The organism is Bacteroidota bacterium, assembly GCA_037133915.1.
Taxonomy (GTDB): Bacteria; Bacteroidota; Bacteroidia; order Bacteroidales; family CAIWKO01; genus JBAXND01.
The window spans coordinates 13754-36295 of sequence record JBAXND010000045.1; the positions used below are offsets into that span (position 1 = coordinate 13754).

Below are 22542 nucleotides of genomic sequence, written 5' to 3' on the forward strand. Positions count from 1 at the left end.
AAAATAGAAATGGAAACAACGTTATTTAGTCTTGGCATGGAATAATAATGCATATTTTAACTCCTAAAAAAACCGAAACGTCTCCGGGCGCTTCAGCACAAATATTTAATCGAGATTTGCTATTTACAATCGGGGCAGTTCATTGTAATCAAGCCAATATTTAACAAGCAGTGCAACAATCTCCATAAATGCTCTGAAGTCAATGGGTTTTTTGATGTAACTGTTTGCGCCCAGCAGGAAGCATTCATTTACATCATTCTTTTCGCTTGATGATGACAGTATCACTACCGGAATATATTTAAATTTAGGATGTGCCCGAATGGCCGTAAGCACTTCCTTACCATCAACTTTGGGCAGTTTAAGATCAAGGATAATCAACGATGGCATTTCATACTCATCCTTACCGGCAAACAAACCGGTGCAGTGCATGTAGTCCAGTGCTTCCACTCCGTCGTGTGCCACAACAGGTTTAGCTTTTATGGAACACTTTCTGAATGCCCGTAATATCAGTTCCTTATCATCGGCATTGTCTTCTACAATCAGAATAATTTTTTCGTCCATAATACATTGTTTTTTAGTTTGTCAAGCCATCCGGCCTATTCATGCTTTTCAAAAGTGCAAACAAAACACCCAACCCTCTTATTTCAATTTAAAATAAAACGTCGTTCCCTGCCCGGGTTTAGAATCGGCCCATATATGCCCATTGTGTTTGCTTATTATTCTGTTCACAATAGCAAGTCCTATTCCCGTTCCCGGAAATTCAATAGCGCTGTGCAGCCGCTGAAATGGCTTGAACAGCTTATCGGCATAAGTCATATCAAAGCCTACGCCGTTATCACTGATAAAGAAACAGGTATGTTCGTTGAACACGGCTTTGCCTACTTCAATTCTCGGAACTCTGGCACTTGCCGTGAACTTCCACGCATTTCCCATCAGGTTTTCAAATGCTATTTGCAGCAAACGGCGGTCACCGCTTGTAATCAGATTCCTGGCGATTACAACTTCCACCGTGCGTTCTTTGTCAAGTATCTGTAAATTTTCGGCAACCTTTTCAGCTATCTCTGTTAAATCCACTTCTTCAAAAGCCATGTCTTTACGCGCAATTACAGACAGGTTCAGCAAATCGTCAATGAGCTGCGACATGCGTTTGGCCCCTGCCGAAATTCGTTTCATATAAGCCGTACCTTCTTCGCCCAGTTTCTCCGAATAGTCTTCCAGCAACGCATTACTGAATCCTTCAATACCGCGCAGCGGGGCTCTTAAGTCGTGAGAAACGGAATAGCTGAATGCTTCCAGTTCCTTGGCATACATGGAAAGTTCGGCGGTACGTTCGGCAACCATTTTCTCGAGTTCAACATTAATCTGAGCCATGCGGCGCTCGGCAGCCTTGCGTTCGCTGATGTCGCGTGTAATGATGATATACCCGACAGAAATGCCCAGCTCATCGCGAATAAGCGTACTGGTCATCCAGATGGTAAGTATTTCGCCGGTTTTTTTACGATAATCTATTTCGCCTTCGTTGGCACCATTATCAAGCGCCTGCCTGATGAACGGCTTTACCGCATTTTCGTAGTAAACGGGCTCGAAAAAAATGTTGAGATGCTGCCCTTTCAGCTCGTCGGGATGGTAGTTGTACATCTCTGCCCAGGCTTTATTCACAAAGCTGATATTGCCCCGCATATCGGTAATCCCAATGCCGTCAATGGATTGTTCAAAAGCAATTTTCAGACGCAGCAAACCGTCTTCAGCCTTACGGAAGTCGGTCATATCGCGCGAAATAATAATGGCACTCACCACTTCACCGTGCGCATCACGCTCAGGCAATATTCTGGAATACAGGTATCGCTTACCAATATTGGTGGTATAGTTGAAGTAAATCTCATCTTCCTTACCATCATTGAAAGCCGGTGTAAGCAAACGTTCCCACAATACACGGGCACGTGCACTGGGTGAAAGCACCATAATGTTTTCATGCGTAAGCGAATCGGGAGTACGGCCAAAATACAGCTCTACCGATGGATTCGCATAAATGATACGTCCCTGTTTGTCGATGCGGAGAATTATATCGGGATTCTTTTCAACCAGCAGGCGGAACTCCTGCTCACGCCGCTTGATAATTTCTTCTGCCTTATATGCATCGGTAACATCGTGAAAAGAAAACAGGCACAGCAGTGGTTTGCCATCGGCATCGGCTACCACTTCGGAGTTTATCTCCAGAAAAATATTTTCGCCGTCGGGCCAGGAGATGGTATATTTATGATTTTTAAGCTGGCTCTGCTCATTATCAAAGCCGGGCAGATAGCGTGTAAGCTCAATATCTTTAATATAATCAACCAGATTATTGCCGATGATGGCCTTGCGGTCGATGCGGAAAAAGCGGCTGAATGACTTGTTGCAGTTACGCACGCTTCCGTGGATGTCTGCAATAACGGCCCCGTCGGGAGTAGCTTCAAACCAGGCAGTGATGAACGATTGCTGCTTTTTTAATTCCTTCTCGATGTTATAATTATACAGGGCAATATCGATATTGGCCTTGAGCTCATCAAAGTTCAACGGCTTAATCATGTAACCGGTAGCTTCAATGGCTTTGGCTTCATCAAGCAGCTCATCGCTGATGAATGCCGTGGTAAAGATGATAGGAACATCGTCGAACTGCCTGATTTTCGCAGCAGCCTCGATGCCGCTCATGGGACCGTCGAGACGGATATCCATCAGGATTAAATCGGGCTGAAGAATGGCTGCCTGCTCAACGGCCTTTTTCCCTTCGGCAACGATTCCGGCAACCATGTAATCATAATGTTCCAGAAAAGATTTCATGGAAAGCGCCAGCAGCTTTTCGTCCTCAACAACTAAAATATTTGCACCCCTCATTGTGTTGTGTTTACGTCAATAATAAAAAACAATAATAATCATTTTTTGAGGCTCTTTCATTCATTTCTGCCGAACTAATCAAACACCCATTGTTAATAAAAGTAAAGCCTAAATCATTGTTTTTTATTTCGTTACAAAATAGATTGCTAAATAATCGTACTATTTTTGCATTCTGATATCAATTAAAACTAAGTATTTAAAATGGTTTTCCTGTTTTGCGGTGTTTTACCCCCACTGAATTGACATCTGATGGTCATTTTGTATTGCGCGATATATATAATAGTACTTCGGCAGTAAAAGTATGTTCAGAACGGAGGGGGAAGCAAGGGTCTTTTGTTGTGTCCGGCGTAGGTCTTTTGACCTGGTTTTTACAATGAGTCGTGAGTCGAAAAATAAAGGCAAAGGCTAAACGGTGAAAGCTAAAAGACAGAAGGCAGGAGTCAGAAGATGTCTATCACTGATGAAGGTTACCGTTATTAAAATGATTAATTGATTCCGTTATTTGTAATTTTCCCGTCAGGGATATAATATTTCTAGAAATAAAGATAACACGTAAATCAGGCGGCGCACGGATAATATTAATTAATTGAAATAAGTTGTCATGCGCCGCAACGGAAAGGTGAAAAATTAAGTCCCTTTCACCGTTGCGGGGAAAAGCCTGTCCCGATTCATCGGGAGGATTTAGGGATAGGGGCAATAATTAATTATGGTGTACCATGCGCCGCAACCGGATGAAATTTATTGGTGTGTTTTAATTCCTTATTAATTTTTTATATATTTACTGCTGAATTATATACTGATGAAGAAAAACGCCTTTCGATGGATGCTTCTGGTTCTATTTTGCAGCGCAGTTCCTACCCAGGTATTGTCTTTGGGGAAACCAAATTTGGCGCCCGACGATTCGGTTAAGAATAAGAAACAGTCGTGTTTTATCCATCTGCCTGCAGACAAAACCGCGTCAGGTTTCGCTTATGAAGGCAAATTTTATATTGGTGCAGGTTTTCAGGTAAAGACTATTCCATGGGCCTATTATCATCGGAATTATAATTTTGCATACCACATTCCGGTTGACAGCGGAACACATACCTACCTGAATGGATTTATGGCGGCACGTCGCGTTTCACCATTTTTTGAATTCGGATATTCAAGCAAAGGACTTTATAAACAGAGCATTTCATTCTCATTTAATACAGAAAAAGAATCGGTTTTTTACGATGGTACTTACAGTTATGAATCCCTTATTTCAAAAAACTATCAGTTTGAATATTATTCCGGAAGGTCTGTCATCAGAAATTGGGAGCGGAAAGGTGCTGTTTTCCCTGAAATCGGATTAAAAGTGAGGTTTGGATATAGCCTGAATAAACTGAGTCTGGGAGATTGCGGCGGTTGGCCTTCAATAGATAAATCCTTTCGCGACGAATCCTACACAGGGTTGCTGATGCTTACACCGGGAATAAATATGTTTGCCGGACCAATCAGAATTTCCATAAGGATGGATATTGCTCTGGCAGGTTACCATATTACCAATCACGAATATTTAGCGAAAGTCGGCAATCAAAATATAATAGAAACGTTCGTTAACAAAGTAAGGTACTCCGGTTTTATCAGTCCTTCTGCTCTCAATGCCGCGCGGCTTACTGTTCATGATGTGCAGGTACAGCTCACCTGCCCGCTTTCAGCAACCGCTTTCAGTCATCGGAACCACATACCAAAAGTCAATAAAGCAGAAGTCGGAGATTCGGTGAATACTATAATTAGACGCAACAACATTATTATCTTCAGCCTTGCCGGCGGTACTTTTGTAGGTTTCACGCTGGGTTATAAGAGGATATTTCCGACAGGTGCTCATTCATCTATTGATTTGGGAATTGGCAGCGGTCTCACCTTTTTAACAACAAATTTGGTATTAAAGGCGGATATAATCAGCTACTACCGGCGTTTCGGCCTAGGCGCGGGGATTGTGAAATGGCTTGAACCCTCGAAATATGACAGGGTAATTGTTCCCTACCCGATTTTATCATACAAGGCAGATCCCCAAATAGGGCGTTTGGCAGCAAGGTTCAATTTCACGCCGGTGTTCTTGTTACAAAAAACTCACTATGGTTATAAACTATACGACAGCTTGCCCTGGTTTGAGGTTGAACTTGGTATCAGACTTTAATGTCTTAAAATAAACCATCAAGGCGGTTTGGTCATTCTCCGGTTTTACGTGGACATTTCCAATTATGCCTCGGTCATTGTCAATTATGATCCGGTCATTCCCAATTATGGTCCGGTCATTGTCAATTATTGCCCGGTCACTTTCAATTCCGGCTCGGTCATTGTCATTTATTGCCCGGTCACTTTCAATTCCGGCTCGGTCATTTTCAATTATCACACGGTAATTTCCAATTTTGCATCTGTCAAAGATATTAATGAATATTTACCCAATACCTCTCAAGAGGGGCGTTTATCTTCTATCTCCTGTCTTCTGACTTCTGTCTTCTTTTTGACTTTACAGACTTTTGACTTTACAGACTCTTGACTTTATGGACTTTTGACTTTACAGACTTTTGACTTTATGGACTTTTGACTTTACAGACTTTTGACTTTACAGACTTTTGACTTTATGGACTTTTGACTTTATGGACTTTACAAACTTTATGACTTTATGAACTTTTGACTCACGACTTATTATTAGCGTGTTACGAACGTTATCAACCGTCGTTGAAAAAAAAAAGGATTAAAAACTTTCAGGATATAATAAAATCTATAATTTCGCAGTCCAACAAAACATTGATTATTGTTATCTGATTAACAATTGTGTTCTTTATCAGTAATAACGGGCTTTTCAGCAAATTCTGTGAATTGACCGCATTGGTATAAAAACAACGTAGCAACTAACCTGAACAACATAATATGAGCGGAGAATCTTTAATACTGTTCTTTATTGTCGGGGCTTTTCTTGTAGGCGTAGCCATCGTTTTCGCATCGATCTTCGCCCCCCGTTCGGTCAACCCGCAGAAGTCGGAGCCTTATGAATGCGGTATCCCCACCAAGGGACTTACCTGGCTGCAGTTCAACATAGGCTATTACCTTTTTGCCATTCTTTTTCTGGTGTTTGATGTGGAAATCGTATTTGTATTTCCCTGGGCAGTAGTAATGAGAGAACTGGGAATGGTAGCTTTTGTGGAGATCTGTATCTTCTTTTTTATTCTGATTCTTGGATTGGCTTACGCCTGGAAAAAACACGCGCTGGTATGGGAATAAAACCAATGAAAAATAAAGATTTCAGGGACAACGAAGCTCTGGAACTTTACAAACAATCGGGTGGCAATATCATCTTCACCACGGTGGATGCACTCTTTAACTGGGGACGTCAGAATTCTATCTGGCCACTCACCTTTGCCACAAGCTGCTGCGGTATAGAAATGATGGCCGCCGGCGCTGCACGACACGACTTCAGCCGCTTTGGCATGGAAGTGTACCGCGCAAGCCCCCGTCAGGCCGACGTAATTGTGGTGGCAGGAACTATTGTAAACAAAATGGCTCCCGTACTGAAACGCCTCTACGACCAGATGTCGGAGCCTAAGTACGTCATTGCCATGGGTGCCTGTGCCATTTCCGGCGGACCGTTCTATTACAATTCGTACCATGTGGTACGTGGTGTAGAGCACGTCATTCCGGTAGATGTGTACGTTCCCGGATGTCCTCCCCGGCCCGAAGCACTGCTGTATGGTTTTCTGCAGCTTCAGCGTAAGCTTAAAACAGAAACCATCCGCTCAAAGCAAATGAGAACACACGACAATTTGTAGAACCGCAATTTTTCATCCTACATATTATTTATATGAATAACGAAGAACTGAAAGCGAAAGTCATCTCCATCATTCCCAAAGCGGAATTGAAGGAAGGCGGGCAATTTCTGGAAGCTACGGTAGCTCCAAATAAAATCGCTGAACTGGCCAGGGGACTTAAAGAGTCGCCCGACACCGCTTTTGATTTCCTGATGTGCCTTACCGGGATGGATTACGGCGACAGCCTCGGAGTAATATACCATCTGGAATCGACCACGCTGCGTCATAAAATTGTACTCAAAACCAAAGCATCGAGCCGCGAGAACCCCGTGATAGAATCTATTACAAGTGTTTTTCTGGCTGCCGAATGCCTTGAGCGCGAAGTATACGACCTGTTTGGTGTTACATTCCGCAATCATCCCGACCTGCGCCGCCTCTTTCTGGAGGAAACATGGGTGGGACACCCGCTGCGTAAAGATTATGTGGATGAAATTAACATTATTGAACGTTAAGCCATGGACGAAGTAAAAGTCAACAGCCTGGAAGAACAGGAATATACCATCAACATGGGCCCCCAGCATCCGTCGACACACGGCGTACTGAGGCTTGTGGTGGCACTGAAAGGTGAAATGGTAAAGCGGGTTGAACCGCATTGCGGATATATCCACCGCGGCATTGAAAAAATGTGCGAGAAACTCACCTACCAGCAAATCGTACATCTTACCGACCGTATGGATTACGTTTCGGCTCACATGAACAATCATGCTTTTTGCGCCTGTGTTGAAAAAGGTCTCGGCATTGAAGTTCCCGACCGCGTAGTGGTGATACGTACCATATTAGACGAACTTACCCGCATCAATTCGCATCAGCTCTGGTGGGCATGCTTCGGCATGGATTTAGGCGCGCTCACAACTTTCTTCTACGGCTTGCGCGACCGCGAAATGATTCTTGACATCTGGGAAAAATCGACCGGCGGTCGCTTCCTGCAAAGCTACAATACTCCCGGCGGTTTCCTCAACGATATCCATCCCGATTTCCAGAAAGACGTGAAAGCTTTTATCAAGCATTTCCGTAAAATGATTAAAGAATACGACGACCTGCTTACCGGTAACATCATTATGCAGAACCGCACAAAAGGCGTCGGGATCATGGCGAAAGATGCAGCTATAAACATGGGTGCCACCGGCCCCACCGCCAGAGGTTCGGGCGTGGTATGCGACGTTCGCAAAAAAGAACCATATGCCGCTTACGACCGCGTAAACTTCAAAGAAATATTATATACCGAAGGCGACACCTTTGCACGCTATAAAGTACGAATGGACGAGATGCACGAATCTATGTCCATCATCGAACAGCTTATTGATAATATTCCTGCAGGCGATTTCAAAGCCAAAATGAAACCAATTATTAAGCTGCCCGAAGGAGAATACTATCACAGAATTGAAACTGCCCGTGGCGAACTGGGTGTTTTTATTGAAAGTAAAGGCGAGAAATATCCGTCGAGGGTAAAATTCCGTTCACCCAACCTGAGCAACCTTTTTGTTATCGACCATCTGGCACGCGAAGGAAAGATTGCCGACCTGGTGGCCATTGGCGGTTCGCTTGACCTTATTATTCCGGACATTGACCGGTAGAAACAATTATAAATTATAAATTTTAGATTTTTAATTTCTTTCTGTTTGATTCCTTTACTAATTAGATTATTTGTTTTTTTCAATTTAAAATTTATAATATAAAATTAAAAATTATTTAAAAAAGTTCAGTTATGGCTTTTGATATTTACGACTTCACGTCATTCACACAGTACATAGACAAGTTCATGTACGATAATTTGCAGCCTTTCTGGGCCAATCTTGTGGAAATGACAATCATCGGGGTAATATTTCTGGTGTTTTATGCTCTGCTGGGTTTACTGCTCATCTGGCTTGAACGCCGAATCGCCGGTTTCTTCCAGAACAGGCTCGGACCGAACCGTACCGGACCCTTCGGCATCATACAAACCATTGCCGACCTTATCAAGCTGCTGCTCAAGGAGCTCATCCCGATAAAGAACGCGGATAAATTTCTGTTCAACCTGGCGCCTTTTATCGTTATCATTGCCACGTTCATGACGCTTGCCGCAATTCCTTTCGCCAAAGGTCTGCATGCACTCGATTTCAACATAGGTGTATTTTACGTAATGGCGGTTTCATCCATCGGTGTTATCGGTATTCTCCTTGCGGGATGGTCGAGCAACAACAAATATTCTCTCATTGGCGCTATGAGAAGCGGCGCTCAGATTATCAGCTACGAACTTTCCATCGGTCTTTCACTGGTTACCGTGGTAATCCTTGCCGGAACGATGCAATTCAGCGAAATCATTGCTTTACAGAAAGACACATGGTTTATATTTCAGGGTCACATCGCCACAGTAATCGCCTTCATTATATTTATGATAGCAGGTACGGCCGAATGTAACCGCGGTCCGTTCGACTTTGCAGAAGCCGAATCGGAACTTACAGCCGGGTTCCATGTTGAATACTCGGGAATTAAGTTCGCTTTCTTCATGCTGGTAGAGTGGATCAATATGTTCATCATTTCAGCTATCGCCGCAACCATCTTCTGGGGTGGATGGCAGCCGCTGCATCTCGGTTTTATGCCCGATGGGTTCAATCACTTTATGGCACTCATTCCGCCTATTATCTGGTTCTTCGGAAAAGCAGGTGTGGTCATGTTTATCATGATGTGGGTAAAATGGACCTTCCCGCGCTTAAGAATCGACCAGCTTCTGAACCTCGAATGGAAATACCTGCTGCCCATCAACCTGTTCAATGTATTGCTGATGGCGTTTCTGGTGCTGATGGGATGGGTTTTATAAATAACAATTAACAATGAACAATTAATAATTATTAATTACTAATTATTAATTACTAATTATCAGATATGAAAGGTTTTATAAACTATTTTACAGGAATGTTCTCGGGGATTTGGTCGCTGCTTACGGGCATGAAAGTGACCGGGAAGAACTTCTTTCTTGCCCCCTGGCGAATTGTTACTCAGCGTTATCCTGAGAACAGGAAAAAGCTGAAGATGTTTGATTCGTACAAGGGTGAGCTGCTGATGCCGCACAACGAGAACAATGAACATAAATGTACTGCCTGCGGCATATGTGAAATGAACTGCCCCAACGGTACCATTGAAGTGATTTCGGTTATGAACATCAACGAAGAGGGCAAAAAGAAACGGGCACTTGATAAATACGTGTACCATCTGGGCATGTGCACATTCTGCGCACTTTGCGTGAACACCTGCCCGTCGAAAGCACTGGCATGGGGGCAGAATTTTGAACAGGCCACCTTCAGCCGTTCGGCACTGAATAAAATCTTAAATAAAGAAGGATCAACATTAATGAAAGGAGTTGAATAATGGAAATTACCGGCACACAATTCATGTTCTATTTTTTCTCCGCCATGATCATTATCTTTTCGGTCCTGACGGTAACAAGCCGCAGGATACTGCGTGCAGCAACCTTCCTGCTGATTGTTTTACTGTCTACAGCCGGATTGTATTTCATGCTTCATTATCAGTTCCTCGCGGCAGTGCAGCTTACGCTCTATGCAGGCGGCATTGTGGTATTAATCATTTTCTCTATTTTGCTTACGAGCCACATCAGTCAGAAGTTTGAACCTATCGGATTTTCAAAAGCGATATTTTCGGCTGTGGCGGCTGTTGCCGGAATGATTCTGTGCATCTCGACCATTCTGCAGTTTACGTTCTCAGCCGATAAAGTTGCCGCAAAAGAACTCGACATGCATATGATAGGCCGCGACCTGCTCAATTATGGCGACGGCGGATTTGTGCTTCCGTTTGAGGTAATCAGTATCTTGCTGCTGGCAGCCATGATAGCCGCGGTTGTGATTGCAAAGAAAAAGCCAGAAGGAAGTAATTCACAGGACAAGTTAAATTAGTATTCGACCATTAATATTACGCGATATGTTACAAACAGGAATCCCGTTGCAGTATTTTCTGATCGTCAGCACCATCATGTTCTTTATTGGTGTGTATGGCTTTCTTACCCGCAAAAACCTTATCACCATGCTGATGTCAGTTGAACTGATACTGAATTCGGTAAACATAAATTTTGTGGTATTCAACCGTTACCTGTTTCCCGATCAGCTTCAGGGGCATTTTTTCTCCATATTCATTATTGCCGTTGCAGCATCAGAAGCAGCTGTTGCCATCGCCATCATACTCAATATTTACAGACGCTTTACCAACATCGACGTGGAGAATGTTGATAAAATGAAATACTAAAAATAGCTGAAAGGCGAAAGCTTAAAGCTTAAAGGAAATAAAAAATTGGTTTATTTTTTTGAGATTTTAAATAGAGAAAACACAATTAATAATTATTAATTATTCATTATTAATTCTAAGATATGAATTTTTCCTATACCGTTCTGATAGTACTGATACCGCTGGCGCTGTTTGCCGTTAACGGTCTCATAGGATACAAGATCAAACGATTTGCGGGATATCTCGGAACCGCCGGGATGCTCACTTCGTTTATTCTTTCGGTTTACACTGCCTACCAGTATTTCTTCAATTTCGGCAAAGTGGCAGGCGAGTTTCAAAAAATACTGGCCTACAACACCCTTTGGGTGCAGTTCACCGATAAGCTGCACATCGACATGGGCGTGCTGCTCGATCCCATTTCCGTGATGATGCTGGTGGTAATCACCACCGTATCATTGATGGTGCACATCTACAGCCTCGGATATATGAAGGGCGAAAAAGGCTTTGAGCGTTTCTTCGCATTCCTTTCGTTATTCAGTTTTTCAATGCTCGGTCTGGTAGTAGCCACCAATATTTTCCAGATGTACATTTTCTGGGAACTCGTGGGTGTTTCATCGTACCTGCTCATCAGTTTCTATTATGAAAAGCCTTCGGCTGTAGCCGCAGGTAAAAAAGCATTCATCGTTACCCGCTTCGCCGACCTTGGGTTCCTCATCGGTATACTTATTCTGTCCTTCAACACAGGAACATTTGATTTTATCAGCCTGACTGACCCTAATGGTTCTGCTATTCTCCAAGGCGGCGGTATCGCCTTTATGGGATTAAGCACCATGACATGGTCATTATTATTTGTGTTCATGGGCGGCATGGGAAAATCAGCCATGTTCCCGCTGCACATCTGGCTGCCCGATGCTATGGAAGGTCCAACGCCGGTTTCTGCGCTCATTCACGCTGCTACCATGGTTGTTGCCGGTGTGTATATGGTGGCACGTATGTTCCCGGTGTACGCCATCTCAGCGCCTGCAGGACTTGAGTTTGTAGGTTATGTCGGATGTTTCTCTTCACTGTTTGCTGCCGTTATTGCATGTACCCAGCACGATATCAAACGTGTACTCGCCTACTCTACCATGTCGCAGATTGGTTATATGATGGTTGGACTGGGCGTTTCGGGTTACGGCGGACACGAAGGACTGGGTTATATGGCTTCCATGTTCCACCTGTTCACACACGCCATGTTCAAAGCTTTGTTATTCCTGGGCGCCGGAGCAATCATCCACGCGGTACACAGCAATTCTATGAAAGATATGGGCGGTCTTCGCAAATACTTACCCATCACACACATCACTTTTTTAATAGCATGTCTCACCATTGCAGGCATCCCCGGACTGTCGGCGTTCTTCAGCAAAGATGAAATTCTGACGGCTGCATATCATCACAACCCTATCATTTTCTGGACACAGTTATTTGTAGCCGGCCTTACCGCTTTTTATATGTTCCGTTTGTATTTCCGCGTATTCTGGAATAAAGAGCCCGACTATCATCACAAACCGCACGAAGCAGGATGGCTGATGACCTTCCCGCTGATTTTCCTTGCATTGGCATCCATATTTGCAGGTTATATTCCATTCAGCCAGTTTGTTTCTTCCGACCTGAAACCGTTTGAAACGGAAATAGAATGGCTGCCCGTGGCATCACTCAGTATATTCGTTGGATTGGCAGGCATCTTCATAGCCATGATTATGTACCGCAAAGAAAACAATCTTGCAGAACGCCTGCGCACTTCATTTAAATTCTTTTATCGCTGGACTTACAACAAATTCTATATTGACGAACTGTACTTATTCATCACCAAAAGCATCATCTTTAAACGTGTTTGCCAGCCTATTGCGTGGTTCGACAGGCATGTGATTGACGGCACCATGAACGGCATTGCGTGGACTACTGTTAAAACATCGAATTCAATCAAAGGATTGCAGTCGGGACAGTTGCAGAAATACGGCTTTATTTTTATTTCGGGCGTACTGATGCTGGTGCTTGTGTTCATTTATTTGTGGAAGTAAAAGAAATTATAAATTATAAATTTTAAATTTTAGATTAAAAGAAAAAAGTAAATTATAAATTTTAGATTAAAAGATTATAGTTTGTTTTCAATTTAAAATTTAAAATTCAACATTTAAAATTATTAATATGAATCTTTCAGTTTTTGTACTTGTTCCTATCCTTACGATATTTGGAATATTGCTGACAAAGAGCAATAAAGGGGTGCGTGTGGTTTCGGCGGCAGGCATGTCCATACAGCTTATTCTCACGGGGATACTCGTGTTGATGTATCTTGCCGAACGCAGAGCAGGTAACACAGCCGAGATGCTGTTTACGTTTGACCGCACCTGGTTCGAATCGCTGAACATTCATTATGCGATTGGTGTTGATGGAATCTCTGTTGCCATGATGGCACTGACATCTATCGTTATCTTCACCGGTATATTCGCATCGTGGGAAGTAGAAACCCTGTCGAAAGAATTTTTCGTTTCACTGATTCTGTTATCGAGTGGAGTATACGGTTTCTTCATCTCCATTGATTTATTCACCCAGTTCTTGTTTTATGAATTGGCGGTTATCCCGATGTACCTGCTTATCGGTCTCTGGGGCAGCGGTCCGAAAGAGTACTCAGCCATGAAGCTCACACTGATGCTGATGGGTGGTTCTGCACTATTACTCGTTGGCATACTCGGAATTTATTTCAATTCAAATGCCGGTGGCGGTGCGCTTACATTTAATATACTTGAAATTTCTAAGGTTCATATTCCCATTGAAGCCCAACGCTTTTTCTTCCCGCTTACATTTCTTGGTTTTGGTGTACTGGGCGCGTTGTTCCCCTTCCACACATGGTCGCCCGACGGTCATGCCTCCGCTCCTACCGCAGTATCCATGCTGCATGCAGGCGTACTTATGAAACTCGGCGGATACGGATGCTTCAGAGTAGCAATGTTCCTCATGCCCGAAGGAGCCAGAGAACTTGGATGGATATTTTTGATTCTGACAACCATCAGTGTTGTGTACGGCGCATTCGGCGCGGTTTTCCAGAAAGACCTGAAGTATATCAACGCATATTCATCCGTCAGTCATTGCGGTCTGGTACTTTTTGGCGTGCTGATGATGAACAGAACATCCATGGACGGCGCTGTACTGCAGATGATATCACACGGTATCATGTGTGCTTTATTCTTCGCCCTTATCGGGATGATTTACGGAAGAACCCATACCCGTATGATTGACCAGATGAGCGGTATCATGAAGGTGATGCCATTCCTGGGAGTCGTATATGTTATTGGCGGTCTCGCTTCATTAGGACTTCCCGGACTGAGTGGATTTGTTGCAGAATCGCACATATTCGTGGGTTCATTCCAGAATCCTGATTTGTTCCACCGTGTGTGCACCATCATCGCAGTAACATCCATTGTAATTACGGCCGTGTATATTCTGCGTGTTGTCGGCATGATGGTCTTCGGACCTATGACCAACAAAGAGCACCTGCAACTCAAGGATGCAAAATGGTTTGAGCGTTTAAGTGCAGGTACACTTACTATTGTTTTGTTTGCTATTGGTATTGCACCGCTTTGGTTATCGAACATGATTGGCAACAGCCTGCAACCCATTATTGATAAAATTGCCGCTATCACTATATTTTAACTGACCGGAATAATAATTTTTTTAGCAATATAGGCTCTATGAATATTGAAAGTTTCCTGATAATGAGGCACGAATTGCTGCTCACCGCTGCGGCAATGCTGATGCTGTTGGCAGAACTGCTTACGGCGCCCAAGAACAAGGCAGGCCTCAGGCCGTTTGCGGTGATTGTGTTTCTGCTGGTAACCATTGCCGGATTTCTTCCTGCAACCACAGGTTCTATTTTCGGCGGAATGTACGTAACGAGCGACCTGCAGATATTGGTTAAGAATTTCCTGAATATCGGTGTATTCATTATCCTGCTGCAAGCGCACAAATGGCTCAAATTCGAAGAGAACAGCAATAAAGTGGGCGAGTTCTACATCTTATTGATGTCAACCCTTATCGGGATGAACTTTATGATATCATCAGGCGATTTTCTGATGTTCTACATAGGTCTCGAACTGGCAACTATTCCTGTTGCCTCGCTTGCTGCTTATGATTTTTACAAAGCACGCTCTGCTGAAGCGGGTATCAAACTGCTGCTTTCATCAGCTTTGTCGTCGGGCATCATGTTATATGGTATTTCAATGATTTACGGAACCACAGGTTCTATCTACTTTGCAGAAGTAATGACAAAGATAGGAACCGAACCCCTGCATGTTCTTGCATTCATCTTTTTCTCTGCCGGTATGTTCTTTAAAATATCCGTTGTTCCCTTCCATTTATGGACTGCCGATGTTTACGAAGGTGCACCCATCAGCGTCACATCCTATCTTTCGGTAATTTCAAAAGGCGCCGCTGCATTTATTTTTATGATTATCCTTTTTACTGTTTTTCGCCCGTTAATTTCAATGTGGCAGGATATGATCTGGGTACTCGCAGTACTTACCATGACCATCGGTAATCTGTTTGCTATGCGCCAGAAGAACCTGAAACGCTTCCTCGCTTTCTCCTCTATTTCGCAGGCCGGATTTCTGTTGCTTGGTATCATTGGCGGCAATAAGCTCGGCATGACATCTGTGGTTTATTACATACTTGTTTACATCGTTTCAAATCTTGCAGCCTTTACGGTAGTTTCATCCATCTCGAATGCTACCGGCAAAGAAAATATGGATGATTACGACGGCTTGTATCTTACCAATCCAAATCTAAGCCTTACCATGATGTTAGCGCTGTTCTCCCTTGCCGGAATTCCGCCTTTGGCCGGATTTTTCGGGAAGTTCTTCCTGTTCACCGCTGCAGCGGAACAAGGCTTTTATATCTTAGTTCTGATAGCCGTTCTCAACGCCATCATCTCATTGTATTACTATTTACTCGTGATAAAGGCAATGTTCATCAATAAAAACGATAACCCTATCGCTAAATTTAAATCAGATGCCGCAACAAGAATCGGATTAATCTTATGCCTTGTTGGTATGGCAGCGATTGGTTTCGCAAGCCCCATCTGGGAATACATACGTTTATACACATTTGGTAACTAAAATTACAACCCAATGCCAACTATAAAATCCAAACATACGATAGCCGAAATTGAAGGTGTACGCTGCACCATTGTAGAGTCGGATGCAACATCAGCAAGGGTTGAATTTCTTAAAGACCTGCTCGAATTCAATAAGTACACGGTGAAAGTAATTGCCAATAAATCTGCCGGCGAAAATCAGCCACTCACCTACACCATAGGAGTAGCCGATGTTTTGTTCAATCCGGTAATTGCAATTTATGAACGCGCACTCAAGACGAAAGATGGTTACAAAGTAACTCCCGCATTCTGGTTAGAGCAATCGCGTATTTGCGATCCGCGTTATTGGCGTGCCCGCGAAGTAGAAACAGGCGACCCGAGGCAAACTTATACCATTACGGATACTATCAGGTAACAGGTAACAGGTAACAGGTAACAGGTAAAAGAAAAAAAACTATTCCTGAACTGGTAAAGTAAACAAAAAAGCCGTTCCGTAAGGAATGGCTTTTTCTTTATAACCACCAGGAAAATTCCTGTATTTCTTTTAAAACAACATATCAGATTATAGGCAACTTATTACCTATTACCTGTATTCTAACCCATGTTGCTGGCACGGTGCAGCAAATCCATATCAAGAATATCAAGAGCACGCTTGTCGCTGCGTATTATTCCTTCTTCTTCGAATTGCTTTAAAGTACGGATAGTATTCTCGGTAGAAAGATTTGATAACTCGGCAAGATCCTTGCGGGAGAAAAGACTGTCGATATGCATACTGTCAAAGGTCTCGGACAGATAAAGGATTGTATCGGCGAGCTTACCGCGTGTTTGCTTGAGCGCAATACTGGCAAGGCGTTCGAACCTCTTTTTACCGTTAATATTGGTATATTGGAGCATATCAAATCCAAAAAGTGAATTAGTCTTCAATGCCTCAATCACACCGTTAATTTCAAAGGCACAAATACGCACATCGCTAAGAGCAATCACCGACATGGGTGCATGAAAATGATTCGCCAAAAAATTCATATTTATCAAACCCGCAGATTTCACAACCTCAATAATAAAGCTATTACTGAAATTACTTTCAATAACGAGTTTGCAATATCCCTCTGTAAGTAATAACAGGAAAGGATTTTCGGCGCCACTTTTTACAATTACTTCGCCCTTGGTGTACTTGTAGGTTTTCTTATCCAGATGCAGCCTGTCATATTCGGCTTTGTTTAGGTTTTTAAAGAAATAGCAACGATCAGTACACGTTTCGCAATTGCATGTTTCTAATATTTCCAGCATATGTTTTGGATTTAGGGATGTAAAAATACAACAAATTGACAAAAATCATTTAGTTATTTCATATAATTCTCAATTTAGGTATGGTTATCGCGTTATATAATTACTAAATTTGCTCACTTAAAAATATCAGACTTATGAAAACCCTTGGTTTAGTTGTTCTTTCGTTGACTGCAGCTTTGATAATTGCTGCAAGCGCTATTACCTTTACAAGTTATTCCTACAATGCAGGCTCACCTGAAGCGTGTACCGGCTCACCGGCTGACAAAGGCACCTGCGCCAAACCCGAGTGTCATAAAGGTACTGCTTCTTTTAAAGCAGGCCTGATTACTTCTACTATTCCGGTTGCCGGCTATACTGCAGGTCAGGTTTATACTATCACTGCAAAAGTTACCGGAGCTGCTACAGCAAAAAAATTCGGATTTCAGGTTTCGCCGCAAAATTCGACAGGCAAATTACTTGGAACCATGGTACCCATAAATACAACGGAAACCAAACTTACAAACAAAGGCAAATACATTTGCCACAAAGACCTTGGCACCGAAGGAAAAGGATCCAAAACATGGACGTTTAAATGGACAGCGCCTGCTGCAGGAACGGGAAAAGTTACATTTTACGGATGCTTCCTTATTGGCGGAAAACCCGAGTTAATTTACACCTCAAAACTTGAAATAAAAGAAGCAGTCTGATAATTCAGAATCTACCCAAACCATATTTTAAGCTTATTCCATTATGAAAAAAAATCTATTGTTTGCCTTTGCTGCAATTATTTGCATGGCGATTACAACATCCAAATCACACGCTCAAACAGCCGGCACACTTACCTTTTCAGTTACTACTACTGAACCATCGGGTGGTTATACAGGCTCACATGTCCTTGCAATTTGGGTGGAGAACAACTCCGGCACTTTCATTAAAACAAAAATGAGATATGCCCAAGCACGTGTACAATATTTGAATACCTGGATTACAAAGTCAGGTCAAAATGTTGTAGATGCAGTGACCGGTGCCACACTCAATAGTCACGGAACCATGTCCATTACCTGGAATGCCACCAATGTTTCTGCGGTTGTTGTACCTGATGGCACTTATAAAATATGGATGCAAATGGCCGATCGTAACTCCAACGGTGCCACGGCAAGCATCACCTTTACAAAAAGTCCGACACCCATTGTTAATCAGACCTTTGCTAATAGTGGCAACTTCACCAATATGACACTAAACTGGACACCCATCAGCAGCAGCACAGAAACAATAAAACCGGGCGCATCATTAAGCTGTTTCCCGAACCCTTTTACCGATATGCTTACCTTAACGTTTAATTTAAGCGACATGCAGCGCGTAAATGCATCGGTTTACGATTTTGAAGGCAAACTGGTAAAAACCCTTTCTGATGAGATGCTCTCTGAAGGAACTCACTCCTTTAACTGGGATGCCACTGACAGCAAAGGCAATCAAACAGCAAAAGGAATTTATTTTATAAAAGTAACCGCAGGAAATACAACAAGTGTGAAAAAAGTAATTTTCTCGCGATAATTTTCGTTGCACTCACTCTAACTACGGTCTATTACCTCACGGTTATACAATATTAATTGTGAGTTCATCATAAATCATTTAACGGCATGCCAGAGAACTACGGGCAGCCGTTTTTTTTTATTCCCAATTACGGATAATTCAGTATCGAATATCCTGATATTTCTTACTCATTCTTGACAATTATTGCCCATATTCATTCGAAAATATTGTACAAACACCCAATTTTAAACCATTAAAATTTTATCAACCTGCAACTTTTTAGCTTTATTGCCGTATTCATAGTAAGTTATAATAAAGCCAGTGTACTTACTTAAAGGTTCAAGAATAATGAACAAAATGGCAGAAATTGTTAGTAAATTAACTGCCTTATAAAATGTTAAATATTTTAAAGTTACCTACCTTTACTAGGCATTTTAATATAGAATATTATGATAACAAAACGACTTACTGAGTTGTTACGGGAACGGATATGCAAACCGGCTTTCCGCATTTTTCTCATCTCTGCTTTTATATTCGCAATAACCACACTCAGAGCTTTTGCTACAGATTATTACTGGGTAGCAAGCGGTGGTTCCAGTAGTGGGAACTGGAGTGATGCCGTGCACTGGTCAACCACGAGTGGAGGAACAGGTGGCAGCTCAATACCGGGCTCCGCGGATAATGTATTCTTTGATGCAAATTCATTTATATCGGCAGGACGCGTTGTAACAATTAACGTTGCCACGGCTTCATGCAAAAGCATGGACTGGACAGGCGCTACTGGCACACCCACGCTGGCAACCAGTGCGACTACAAACACACTGAAAATTTACGGCTCCCTGAAACTCATCTCAGGAATGACCTACTCTTTCACCGGTCCGGTGTATTTTGAGGCAACAACTACCGGCAATAATATTACTACGGGCGGAAAAATATTCCAGAACAATGTCTACCTCAACGGAATTGGTGGTGAATGGACGCTGCAGGATAACTTCAATATTCAACAAACATTTTCATATTACCTCTACCAAAACAACGGAACATTCAGAACCAATAATAAAAACCTACTCATTCCGGGTTATTCTTCAAACGTTTCTTCTGCAAGAGCATTATATCTGGGTTCTTCTATTTTCGAAATTAATAACAACACTTCTTCATGCAATACCTTTGATATATCCCTTACCAATATGACTCTGGATGCCGGAACATCCACCATACGATTCTCCTACAGTTATTACCCGTATTTTAATATCAATGCTGCCAACGGGCCATTCTCTTTCTACAATGTAGAATTTACAAGCTATAACTCCAGTTATACAAGCTACCTCTACAATTACAGCAACTACAAAGGAACTTTCCGAAGCCTGAAATTCCTGGGGAACGGATACGTTTCCGGAATCAACGAGTTTCAGACCGCGTTTACCGCTTCCTATAACATGACCATTACCGGAACCAATACAACACACTATAAAACAACCATCGGTGGCACTTCCACCATCTCAGGAACAAATGCCATTGACTCACTCATTTGCACCGGCACAGCCACTATCAGCGGTAACAATACCTTCAACTATATTATTTTTAAGGCCTTTGCCACAATAAACGGTTCAAATACTTACGGAACCTTAGGCTTGTCAAAGGGTGCAACATATACACTTCAGGCGGGATATATACAGACTATTAACACGGCACTATCTGCAAGCGGCAGCTGCGGAGGGGAATTCACATTGAAATCGAATTCTACCGGAGCACCTGCCACCATAAGTAAAGCTTCCGGCAGCGCGATTATTGATTATGCGTACCTGCAAGACATAACTGCAACAGGAGGCGCAACATTTACAGCCAATAACACTTATAATCTGGGTGGAAACACAGGATGGACCATCAATGCTCCCACACCAGTTACAAACGACTACTACTGGGTTGCCTATGGTGGAAGCAGCAGCGGCAGCTGGAGCGACGGAAATCACTGGTCGCTCACAAGCGGAGGCCCTTCAGCAGGCGGATGTATTCCCGGACCTTTGAGTAATGTATTCTTTGACGCAAATTCATTCACAACGGCAGGAAGAATCGTGACCATAGACGTAGCGGCAGCTACCTGCAAAAGCATGGACTGGACAGGCGCTACAGGAACACCCACATTCAACACAACAGCGACCACAAATGCACTGAAAATATACGGCTCACTGAAACTCATCTCAGGAATGACCTACTCTTTCACCGGTCCGGTGTATTTTGAGGCAACAACTACCGGCAATAATATTACTACGGGCGGAAAAATATTCCAGAACAATGTCTACCTCAACGGAATTGGTGGTGAATGGACGCTGCAGGATAACTTCAATATTCAACAAACATTTTCATATTACCTCTACCAAAACAACGGAACATTCAGAACCAATAATAAAAACCTACTCATTCCGGGTTATTCTTCAAACGTTTCTTCTGCAAGAGCATTATATCTGGGTTCTTCTATTTTCGAAATTAATAACAACACTTCTTCATGCAATACCTTTGATATATCCCTTACCAATATGACTCTGGATGCCGGAACATCCACCATACGATTCTCCTACAGTTATTACCCGTATTTTAATATCAATGCTGCCAACGGGCCATTCTCTTTCTACAATGTAGAATTTACAAGCTATAACTCCAGTTATACAAGCTACCTCTACAATTACAGCAACTACAAAGGAACTTTCCGAAGCCTGAAATTCCTGGGGAACGGATACGTTTCCGGAATCAACGAGTTTCAGACCGCGTTTACCGCTTCCTATAACATGACCATTACCGGAACCAATACAACACACTATAAAACAACCATCGGTGGCACTTCCACCATCTCAGGAACAAATGCCATTGACTCACTCATTTGCACCGGCACAGCCACTATCAGCGGTAATAATACCTTCAACTATATTAAGCTCAATGCAAATTCGACCATCAACGGTTCAAACACGTATGGAGCTCTTGAATTGATGAAAGGCGGCATTTATACCTTCCAGGCAGGGTATTTCCAGACTATCACCAATAAGTTTATCGCTCAGGGCGCCAGTGGTCTTACAGTAGATATACAGTCATCTTCGGCAGGAAGCCCCGCGTATTTCCAAAAAACAGCAGGAACTGTTGCATGTGATTATATCAGAATTAAAGACAACTGGGCGTCGGGCGGAGCACATTTTTTTGCCGGTTCACACAGTACTGATCAGGGTGGAAACAAAGGCTGGTTCTTTGTTGACTCAACCATGTCCGCAATAAGTATCAGTGTTTCTCCGTCATCAACAATCGTTTCGGGAACGACGGCAATTTTTCAGGCGGATGTGGTAAACGAAGGCGCAACGCCTTCTTACCAGTGGAAGGTAAACGGTGTAGATGCAGGTACCAATGCACCCACATTCTCTACGAGCACTCTTACAAATGGCAATACGGTTACCTGTGTGCTTACATCCAGTATTGGTGGGATTGGAAATAACCCGGCAACTTCAAATACGATCACTATGACTGTAAATCCCGTCAATACGTTCTACTGGATAGGCAGGACAGGAAACTGGGGCGAAGGGACAAAATGGTCATTCAGCAGCGGAGGCAGTGCATGTAATCAGGTTCCGGGGCAGAATGATGATGTAGTGTTTGACGCCAATTCATTTAATTTGGCGGGTCAAACGGTCACTATAAATGTTGCAACGGCTTCCTGCC

Annotated in this window: 19 protein-coding genes; 16 read left to right on the forward strand and 3 right to left on the reverse strand. The window is 42.9% G+C overall.

The window, feature by feature from the left end; translation table 11 throughout:
• Nucleotides 1-123: 123 nt before the first annotated feature.
• Nucleotides 124-561, reverse strand: a complete 438-nt coding sequence (locus tag WCM76_13185; GenBank protein ID MEI6766580.1) for a response regulator — start codon at nucleotides 559-561, stop codon at nucleotides 124-126.
• Nucleotides 562-639: 78 nt separating this feature from the next.
• Complete coding sequence (locus WCM76_13190) at nucleotides 640-2871, reverse strand: PAS domain S-box protein (GenBank protein ID MEI6766581.1); 2232 nt, start codon at nucleotides 2869-2871, stop codon at nucleotides 640-642.
• A 799-nt stretch (nucleotides 2872-3670) separates the two neighbouring features.
• Here WCM76_13190 and WCM76_13195 point away from each other — a divergent pair.
• The 13 genes from WCM76_13195 to WCM76_13255 all read left to right on the forward strand — a co-directional run bounded on the left by WCM76_13195 (nucleotide 3671) and on the right by WCM76_13255 (nucleotide 16459).
• Nucleotides 3671-5032, forward strand: a complete 1362-nt coding sequence (locus WCM76_13195; GenBank protein ID MEI6766582.1) for a hypothetical protein — start codon at nucleotides 3671-3673, stop codon at nucleotides 5030-5032.
• 737 nt (nucleotides 5033-5769) lie between these two features.
• Nucleotides 5770-6120 (forward strand): NADH-quinone oxidoreductase subunit A, encoded by a 351-nt coding sequence (locus WCM76_13200; GenBank protein ID MEI6766583.1) that lies wholly within the window; start codon nucleotides 5770-5772, stop codon nucleotides 6118-6120.
• A complete protein-coding gene (locus tag WCM76_13205; GenBank protein MEI6766584.1) occupies nucleotides 6111-6665 on the forward strand; it encodes an NADH-quinone oxidoreductase subunit B in 555 nt (184 codons plus the stop codon). Before WCM76_13200 ends, WCM76_13205 begins: the two co-directional genes overlap by 10 nt.
• Before the next feature lie 32 nt (nucleotides 6666-6697).
• Nucleotides 6698-7156: an NADH-quinone oxidoreductase subunit C gene (locus tag WCM76_13210; protein ID MEI6766585.1), complete on the forward strand. Its 459-nt coding sequence runs from the start codon at nucleotides 6698-6700 to the stop codon at nucleotides 7154-7156.
• A 3-nt stretch (nucleotides 7157-7159) separates the two neighbouring features.
• Nucleotides 7160-8278, forward strand: coding sequence for an NADH-quinone oxidoreductase subunit D (locus WCM76_13215; protein ID MEI6766586.1), 1119 nt, complete (start codon nucleotides 7160-7162; stop codon nucleotides 8276-8278).
• Between the two features lie 185 nt (nucleotides 8279-8463).
• Nucleotides 8464-9501: an NADH-quinone oxidoreductase subunit NuoH gene (gene nuoH / locus WCM76_13220; protein MEI6766587.1), complete on the forward strand. Its 1038-nt coding sequence runs from the start codon at nucleotides 8464-8466 to the stop codon at nucleotides 9499-9501.
• Between the two features lie 65 nt (nucleotides 9502-9566).
• The gene (locus tag WCM76_13225) at nucleotides 9567-10049 is read left to right on the forward strand and encodes a 4Fe-4S dicluster domain-containing protein (protein MEI6766588.1); all 483 of its coding nucleotides are present in this window, start codon (nucleotides 9567-9569) and stop codon (nucleotides 10047-10049) included.
• The gene (locus WCM76_13230) at nucleotides 10049-10591 is read left to right on the forward strand and encodes an NADH-quinone oxidoreductase subunit J (protein MEI6766589.1); all 543 of its coding nucleotides are present in this window, start codon (nucleotides 10049-10051) and stop codon (nucleotides 10589-10591) included. Before WCM76_13225 ends, WCM76_13230 begins: the two co-directional genes overlap by 1 nt.
• A 25-nt stretch (nucleotides 10592-10616) precedes the next feature.
• Complete coding sequence (nuoK, locus tag WCM76_13235; protein MEI6766590.1) at nucleotides 10617-10937, forward strand: NADH-quinone oxidoreductase subunit NuoK; 321 nt, start codon at nucleotides 10617-10619, stop codon at nucleotides 10935-10937.
• A 122-nt stretch (nucleotides 10938-11059) separates the two neighbouring features.
• Nucleotides 11060-12976, forward strand: a complete 1917-nt coding sequence (gene nuoL, locus WCM76_13240) for an NADH-quinone oxidoreductase subunit L (protein ID MEI6766591.1) — start codon at nucleotides 11060-11062, stop codon at nucleotides 12974-12976.
• A 127-nt stretch (nucleotides 12977-13103) separates the two neighbouring features.
• On the forward strand, nucleotides 13104-14606 hold the full coding sequence (locus tag WCM76_13245) for an NADH-quinone oxidoreductase subunit M (protein MEI6766592.1): 1503 nt from the start codon (nucleotides 13104-13106) through the stop codon (nucleotides 14604-14606).
• Between the two features lie 38 nt (nucleotides 14607-14644).
• Complete coding sequence (locus WCM76_13250; GenBank protein ID MEI6766593.1) at nucleotides 14645-16066, forward strand: NADH-quinone oxidoreductase subunit N; 1422 nt, start codon at nucleotides 14645-14647, stop codon at nucleotides 16064-16066.
• A gap of 12 nt (nucleotides 16067-16078) precedes the next feature.
• On the forward strand, nucleotides 16079-16459 hold the full coding sequence (locus tag WCM76_13255) for a hypothetical protein (protein MEI6766594.1): 381 nt from the start codon (nucleotides 16079-16081) through the stop codon (nucleotides 16457-16459).
• A gap of 179 nt (nucleotides 16460-16638) precedes the next feature.
• On the opposite strand, the gene WCM76_13260 is transcribed toward WCM76_13255, so the two are convergent.
• Entirely contained in the window at nucleotides 16639-17331 is a 693-nt protein-coding gene (locus tag WCM76_13260) for a Crp/Fnr family transcriptional regulator (protein MEI6766595.1), read from the reverse strand.
• 134 nt (nucleotides 17332-17465) lie between these two features.
• On the opposite strand from WCM76_13260, the gene WCM76_13265 reads away from it, so the two are divergent.
• From WCM76_13265 to WCM76_13275, 3 genes are all read left to right on the forward strand, one after another.
• Nucleotides 17466-18017, forward strand: a complete 552-nt coding sequence (locus WCM76_13265; protein ID MEI6766596.1) for a choice-of-anchor V domain-containing protein — start codon at nucleotides 17466-17468, stop codon at nucleotides 18015-18017.
• 43 nt (nucleotides 18018-18060) lie between these two features.
• Nucleotides 18061-18864, forward strand: coding sequence for a DUF2271 domain-containing protein (locus tag WCM76_13270; GenBank protein MEI6766597.1), 804 nt, complete (start codon nucleotides 18061-18063; stop codon nucleotides 18862-18864).
• 428 nt (nucleotides 18865-19292) lie between these two features.
• The coding region (locus tag WCM76_13275) for a hypothetical protein (GenBank protein ID MEI6766598.1) at nucleotides 19293-22542 on the forward strand (3250 nt) is incomplete at its 3' end.

Excerpts from the sequence above, each read along its gene's own strand:
- WCM76_13185 (MEI6766580.1), bottom strand. The coding sequence starts at position 561 with ATGGACGAAAAAATTATTCTGATTGTAGAAGACAATGCCGATGATAAG.
- WCM76_13190 (MEI6766581.1), bottom strand. The coding sequence starts at position 2,871 with ATGAGGGGTGCAAATATTTTAGTTGTTGAGGACGAAAAGCTGCTGGCG.
- WCM76_13195 (MEI6766582.1), top strand. The coding sequence starts at position 3,671 with ATGAAGAAAAACGCCTTTCGATGGATGCTTCTGGTTCTATTTTGCAGC.
- WCM76_13200 (MEI6766583.1), top strand. The coding sequence starts at position 5,770 with ATGAGCGGAGAATCTTTAATACTGTTCTTTATTGTCGGGGCTTTTCTT.
- WCM76_13205 (MEI6766584.1), top strand. The coding sequence starts at position 6,111 with ATGGGAATAAAACCAATGAAAAATAAAGATTTCAGGGACAACGAAGCT.
- WCM76_13210 (MEI6766585.1), top strand. The coding sequence starts at position 6,698 with ATGAATAACGAAGAACTGAAAGCGAAAGTCATCTCCATCATTCCCAAA.
- WCM76_13215 (MEI6766586.1), top strand. The coding sequence starts at position 7,160 with ATGGACGAAGTAAAAGTCAACAGCCTGGAAGAACAGGAATATACCATC.
- nuoH (MEI6766587.1), top strand. The coding sequence starts at position 8,464 with ATGTACGATAATTTGCAGCCTTTCTGGGCCAATCTTGTGGAAATGACA.
- WCM76_13225 (MEI6766588.1), top strand. The coding sequence starts at position 9,567 with ATGAAAGGTTTTATAAACTATTTTACAGGAATGTTCTCGGGGATTTGG.
- WCM76_13230 (MEI6766589.1), top strand. The coding sequence starts at position 10,049 with ATGGAAATTACCGGCACACAATTCATGTTCTATTTTTTCTCCGCCATG.
- nuoK (MEI6766590.1), top strand. The coding sequence starts at position 10,617 with ATGTTACAAACAGGAATCCCGTTGCAGTATTTTCTGATCGTCAGCACC.
- nuoL (MEI6766591.1), top strand. The coding sequence starts at position 11,060 with ATGAATTTTTCCTATACCGTTCTGATAGTACTGATACCGCTGGCGCTG.
- WCM76_13245 (MEI6766592.1), top strand. The coding sequence starts at position 13,104 with ATGAATCTTTCAGTTTTTGTACTTGTTCCTATCCTTACGATATTTGGA.
- WCM76_13250 (MEI6766593.1), top strand. The coding sequence starts at position 14,645 with ATGAATATTGAAAGTTTCCTGATAATGAGGCACGAATTGCTGCTCACC.
- WCM76_13255 (MEI6766594.1), top strand. The coding sequence starts at position 16,079 with ATGCCAACTATAAAATCCAAACATACGATAGCCGAAATTGAAGGTGTA.
- WCM76_13260 (MEI6766595.1), bottom strand. The coding sequence starts at position 17,331 with ATGCTGGAAATATTAGAAACATGCAATTGCGAAACGTGTACTGATCGT.
- WCM76_13265 (MEI6766596.1), top strand. The coding sequence starts at position 17,466 with ATGAAAACCCTTGGTTTAGTTGTTCTTTCGTTGACTGCAGCTTTGATA.
- WCM76_13270 (MEI6766597.1), top strand. The coding sequence starts at position 18,061 with ATGAAAAAAAATCTATTGTTTGCCTTTGCTGCAATTATTTGCATGGCG.